The sequence below is a fragment of the Prescottella defluvii genome (assembly GCF_000738775.1).
GTDB classification, from domain to species: domain Bacteria; phylum Actinomycetota; class Actinomycetes; order Mycobacteriales; family Mycobacteriaceae; genus Prescottella; species Prescottella defluvii.
In genome coordinates, this window is record NZ_JPOC01000144.1 from 1 (window position 1) to 4,741 (window position 4,741).

Genomic DNA, 4,741 nt, shown 5'->3' on the forward strand with positions numbered 1-4,741 from the left:
GCGCTGCACCACCGCCTGCCCGGTCAACGGCAACGAACACTGCTCGACGATCTTGGCGCCGCCATCGCGGTCGGTGTGTTCCATGACCACGATGACGCGCCGGGCACCGTGCACCAGATCCATGGCGCCGCCCATACCCTTGACCATCTTGCCCGGCACCATCCAGTTGGCGAGGTCCCCGTTCCGGGAGACCTGCATACCACCGAGGACCGCGGTGTCGATGTGTCCACCGCGAATCATGCCGAACGACAACGCCGAATCGAAGAACGCCGCACCCGGGTTCACCGTCACCGTTTCCTTACCGGCGTTGATGAGATCGGGATCGACCGCATCCTCGCTCGGGTACGGGCCGGTGCCCAGAATGCCGTTCTCCGAATGCAGAACCACCTTCACCCCGTCGGGAAGATAGTTCGGGATCAAGGTCGGCAACCCGATCCCCAGATTCACGTACTCGCCGTCGATCATCTCCGCCGCAGCACGCGCGGCCATCTGCTCACGTGACCAGCTCATGCCGACACCGTCCGCTTCTCGATTCGCTTGTCCTGCACACCGGTATGCACCACTCGCTGAACGAACACACCCGGCAGATGCACCTGAGCGGGATCGAGTTCACCCGGCTCGACCAGCTTCTCCACCTGCGCGATCGTGACCCGGCCGGCCATCGCGGCCAACGGATTGAAGTTCATCGCAGTCTTGTTGAACACCAGGTTGCCCTCGGTGTCCCCGATCTCGGCGTGCACCAACGCGAAGTCCGCGACGATCGACTCCTCGAGCACGTACGTCCGACCACCGAACTCGCGGGTCTCCTTGGGCGGCGACGCGATCGCGACCGAACCGTCGGCGTTGTACCGCCACGGCAGACCGCCCTCCGAGACGGGGGTGCCGACACCGGCCGGCGTGAAGAACGCCGGAATCCCGGCACCACCGGCGCGCAGGCGCTCGGCGAGCGTGCCCTGCGGCGTCAACTCCACCTCCAGCTCACCCGACAGGTACTGCCGCGCGAACTCCTTGTTCTCCCCCACATACGACGCCGTCACCCGACGGATCCGACCGGACGCCAACAAGATTCCCAAACCGTGGTCATCGACACCACAATTGTTGGAGAACACCTCCAGCCCCGACACACCACGCTCGGCCAGACCCGCGATCAACTCCGTCGGGATACCGCACAACCCGAAACCACCGACCGCCAAGGACGATCCGTCGGCGATGTCGGCGACGGCCTCGGCCGCCGTTGCGAAGACCTTGCTCATCGGGCATCACCGGTGGCGGGCAGGATGCGGGCACGGACCTCACCGAAGCCGATGCGGCCGCCGTTCGCGCCGGGCGCGGTCGCGGAGATCGAGATCTCGTCGCCGTCCTCGATGAACGTGCGCTGCTCGTCGCCGACCGTGACGGGCTCGGCACCGCTCCAGGTCAATTCGATGAACGCGCCGCGCTGGTTCTTCTCCGGACCGGAGATAGTGCCGGATCCGAACAGGTCACCCGTGCTGGCGGCGGCACCGTTGACGGTGGTGTGCGCCAGCATCTGCGCCGGCGACCAGTACATCTGGGCGTACGGCGGGTGGGACACGACGTGACCGTTCCACTCGACCTCGAGGTCGATGTCCAGGCCCCACTTCTCCTCGCCCTGCAGGTACGGCAGCGGCGTCGGATCCTGGACCGGGGTGTCGACGCGGGCGGCCTCGAGTGCCAACAGCGGAACCACCCATGCAGAGATGGAGGTCGCGAAGCTCTTGCCGAGGTTCGGGCCGAGCGGGACGTACTCCCACGCCTGGATGTCGCGGGCCGACCAGTCGTTGAGGATCACGGCGCCGAAGCAGTGCTCCGCGAACTGATCCGGGGTGATCGAGGAACCCATCGGCGAACCGACGCCGACGATGAAGCCCATCTCGGCCTCGATGTCGAGGCGGGTCGACGGGCCGAACGACGGCGCCGCGTCAGCGGGCGCCTTGCGCTGACCGCACGGGCGAGCGATGTCGACACCCGACACGACGACGGTGCTCGAGCGGCCGTGGTAGCCGACCGGCAGGTGCTTCCAGTTCGGCATCAGCGCAGCCGAATCCGGGCGGAACAGCTTGCCCAGGTTGGTCGCGTGGTTCTCCGACGCGTAGAAGTCGACGTAGTCGGCGACGGCGATCGGCAGGTGCATCGTGACGTCGTCGACCGAGAAGACCGCGTCGTCGGCGATCTCACCGGAGACGAGTTCGGCGATCTGCGCGCGCACCGCGACCCACCGGCCGCGGCCCTGGGCCATGAACGCGTTGAGGGTCGGCTGAGCGAAGACGTCATCGCCCAGCACCTTCGCGAGATCGACGACGCTGTCGCCGACGCGCACACCCACCCGCGGGTCCGTGTCGGCGGTCGAGAACACGCCGTAGGGCAGGTTGTCGAGCCCGAACAGGGAATCGGCAGGAATCGAGATGACGGTCATGCGAGGGGTCCTTCGTCGATCGAAGTGGAATCCACCGGACCCGTAGGCGCGGAGGGCCCGGTGGATGATTGGGGCACCAGACCGAGGCCGACCAGTTCGGTCAGCGGATCGCTGATGCTGCAGGTGCCGAAGGACCGGAAGGTCGCGCGCAGCGCGTCCACCGCCTCGGCCGGGAGCCCGTCCAGCTGGGCTGCCAGGTTCTTCCCGTCTCGGTCCGCAAGGGTTGCGGCGATCTCGTCGACGCCCGAGCCGGCGGACGCCCGATGGGTCGCCAGCATGACGTTGAGGAAGCCGTGCTGCTCGAACCCCGTGTCGGGGTCGGTGTTCCGTACCGCGTGATGCAGGCCGGCGGTCGCCTTGAAGCGCACCCCCGACGTGGCGACGGTGTGGATGGCCTCGGCCAGTTCGGTCTCGTCCGGGTACGCGGCCGCGACGATGCCGCCGGTGCGGAACTTCGCGGAGTACGGCGTGCCGGCCAGGCCCGCGAGGATCTCGGGGCGCCGGTCGTCGCGCGGGACCTCGACGAAGATCTCGACTCCCGGTGCGGCCGCGGCTATCTCGCCGATTGCCGCGAGCAGCGCATCGGGCGTCTGCCCCTCGGGAACGCCGATCTCCATCGCGACCAGCTTCACACCGGCGATGGAGCGCAGCTGCTCGAGCGCCGCCGGAACGGCGTCGGTGCCGGCGGGCACGGTCAGGCTCAGCTCGAGCTCGCCGTCCTGCTGCGCGACGATCTCGGCCAGCTCACCGAGACGCGGCGCCGGGAACACGAACGGCCCCACCAGCGCGGCATGTTCGCTGCGCTCGTGGTCGAGGTGCGCGGGCACCGCGGCGACCATCGGCGCGTTCCCCGGGGGGAACAGCGCCGCGTCGTCGCACAGACCCGCGAGCAACGGCGAGATGGTCACTTGTTCGGCCCCCGTCCGGACCAGGACCACGCGTAGGCGTCGTCCTCGCACGCCAGCGCGCCCTCACCGAGTTCGAGCGGACGGAACGTGTCGACCATGACGGCGAGCTCGTCGAAGAACTCGACGCCGATGCTGCGCTCGTACGCGCCCGGCTGCGGGCCGTGGGCGTGGCCGCCGGGATGGATCGAGATCGACCCCTGGCCGATGCCCGAACCCTTGCGGGCCTCGTAGTCGCCGCCGACATAGAACATGATCTCGTCGGAGTCCACGTTCGAGTGGTAGTACGGCACCGGGATCGCCAGCGGGTGGTAGTCCACCTTGCGGGGCACGAAGTTGCAGATGACGAAGTTGTTGCCCTCGAACGCCTGGTGCGCCGGCGGCGGCTGGTGCACGCGGCCCGTGATGGGCTCGTAGTCAGAGATGTTGAAGGTGTACGGGTACAGGCATCCGTCCCAGCCGACGACGTCGAACGGGTGGTTCGGGTACACCATGCGGGTGCCCACGATCGCGCCACCGGCGCGGTGCTTGACGAGCACCTCGACGTCCGTGCCCTCGGCGACCAGCGGCTCGGAAGGACCGTGCAGATCACGCTCGCAGAACGGAGCGTCCTCGAGGAACTGGCCGAACTTCGACAGGTAGCGCTTGGGCGGAACGATGTGACTGTTCGCCTCGATTGCATACGCGCGCAACGGCTCCGAACCCTGCGGCACCCAGCGGTGGGTGGTCGACATCGGGATCAGGACGTAGTCGCCCTGGCGGGCGTGCAGTGCGCCGAACACGGTCTCGACGATCGCCTCGCCGGACTCGACGTACACCATCTCGTCGCCCACCGAGTTGCGGTACAGCGGCGATTCCTTGGCGGAGACCACGTACGACAGGCGCACGTCGGCGTTACCGAGGATCAGCCGGCGTCCGGTGACCACGTCGGTCTCGGCCCAGATCTCCTCGGGGAAGAGGTCGTGGAGCTTGAGGTGCCGCGGCTTGAGCGGGTGGTTCGGCGTGGTGGTCTGGTCCCGCAGCTCCCACACGGTCGCGTCGACGATGGCCGACGGGATGTGGCGGTGGTACAGCAGCGACGAATCGGAGGAGAAGCCCTCCTCACCCATCAGCTCCTCGAAGTAGAGCTGGCCGTTCTCGTCACGGTGCTGGGTGTGGCGCTTCGGCGGAATATTGCCGAGCTGTCGGTAGAACGCCATGACCGGCCTCCTGAGTGCTCGCGCCCGGAGCGTTGCCGGGCTGTGGTCGTCACCTTCGGTGGAACTGCGGCGCGGTATCGATCACCGCTGCCGGCTCGCTCCGAGGTTAGTAAACAGATTAACTAGTTTCGGGGCGTGAGTGCAACCACACAAGCGGTCTCGACTCCCCCACCGGACGTCCGACCCCGCGCCGGCGCGAAGGT

General features: G+C 67.8%; 5 protein-coding genes. All 5 read right to left on the bottom strand.

The genetic code is table 11. The features are described from left to right. Positions 1–510, bottom strand: a 510-nt coding sequence (locus tag IJ15_RS0124095) for a 3-oxoacid CoA-transferase subunit B (RefSeq protein ID WP_037136131.1), incomplete at its 3' end; no start/stop codon positions are given. After that, positions 507–1,253 (bottom strand): CoA transferase subunit A, encoded by a 747-nt coding sequence (locus IJ15_RS0124100; RefSeq protein ID WP_031940858.1) that lies wholly within the window; start codon positions 1,251–1,253, stop codon positions 507–509. The genes IJ15_RS0124100 and IJ15_RS0124095, both read right to left, overlap by 4 nt. After that, positions 1,250–2,434 carry a fumarylacetoacetase gene (gene fahA, locus IJ15_RS0124105; RefSeq protein WP_031940859.1) on the bottom strand — a complete coding sequence of 395 codons (1,185 nt, stop codon included), beginning with the start codon at positions 2,432–2,434 and terminating at the stop codon, positions 1,250–1,252. The genes IJ15_RS0124100 and fahA overlap by 4 nt, the downstream gene beginning before the upstream one ends. Continuing rightward, complete coding sequence (locus IJ15_RS0124110; protein ID WP_031940860.1) at positions 2,431–3,342, bottom strand: hypothetical protein; 912 nt, start codon at positions 3,340–3,342, stop codon at positions 2,431–2,433. The genes fahA and IJ15_RS0124110 overlap by 4 nt, the downstream gene beginning before the upstream one ends. Then, positions 3,339–4,538: a homogentisate 1,2-dioxygenase gene (locus IJ15_RS0124115; protein WP_031940861.1), complete on the bottom strand. Its 1,200-nt coding sequence runs from the start codon at positions 4,536–4,538 to the stop codon at positions 3,339–3,341. Before IJ15_RS0124115 ends, IJ15_RS0124110 begins: the two co-directional genes overlap by 4 nt. Between the last annotated feature and the right edge of the window lie 203 nt (positions 4,539–4,741).

Coding starts and splice junctions, on each gene's coding strand:
- IJ15_RS0124100 (WP_031940858.1), bottom strand. CDS start 1,253: ATGAGCAAGGTCTTCGCAACGGCGGCCGAGGCCGTCGCCGACATCGCC.
- fahA (WP_031940859.1), bottom strand. CDS start 2,434: ATGACCGTCATCTCGATTCCTGCCGATTCCCTGTTCGGGCTCGACAAC.
- IJ15_RS0124115 (WP_031940861.1), bottom strand. CDS start 4,538: ATGGCGTTCTACCGACAGCTCGGCAATATTCCGCCGAAGCGCCACACC.